The sequence below is a fragment of the Citrobacter sp. VF227 genome (assembly GCF_052950715.1).
The window spans coordinates 1-438 of record NZ_JBRFVF010000597.1 but is presented as its reverse complement, the minus strand read 5'-3'; the positions used below and the strand labels follow the sequence as shown (position 1 = coordinate 438).

General features: G+C 69.6%; 2 protein-coding genes. Both read right to left on the bottom strand.

Going from position 1 to position 438, the window contains the following annotated elements; translation table 11 throughout:
- Nucleotides 1-306 (bottom strand): ABC transporter substrate-binding protein (locus ACU8YC_RS28085; protein ID WP_446896408.1); only part of this gene is annotated, 306 nt, incomplete at its 3' end.
- Nucleotides 307-319: 13 nt separating this feature from the next.
- A complete protein-coding gene (locus tag ACU8YC_RS28080; RefSeq protein WP_446896409.1) occupies nt 320-424 on the bottom strand; it encodes a hypothetical protein in 105 nt (34 codons plus the stop codon).
- Between the last annotated feature and the right edge of the window lie 14 nt (nt 425-438).

The following is a 438-nucleotide window of genomic DNA, read 5'->3' as shown; positions in this document are numbered from 1 at the left end:
GACGAAGTGGTTGGCCACCGCCATCGCGGTGTTCGAGTCGCAGGCATCGTCCTGCACGTCCAGGGTCACGGGCTGGCCGTCGAGGCCGCCCATGGCGTTGGCGTCCCGGGCCGCGGCCTCAACGCCGCGCAGGACCTGCTCGCCGACCGCCACGTAGGGGCCAGACCGCGGAACCGCCACGCCGATCACCACGTCGGCCGCCGCGCGGGAGGCCGGCAGGAGCGCGAGACACAGGCTCAGGGCGATCAGCGCCAGGCCGACGATGATGCGCAGTGTCCGATCAACGGTTCCAACATTGGCTTTCATAATGACCTCCCGGTCAGCAAGCGCGCCGGCGTTCCAGCGCAGAGAACAACAGCATTCCAGCGAGCATGGCGAGCACGAACACCACGACCTGCCAGTGCCCGCCCAACAGCAGCGCGATCGACGGCCCGGGGC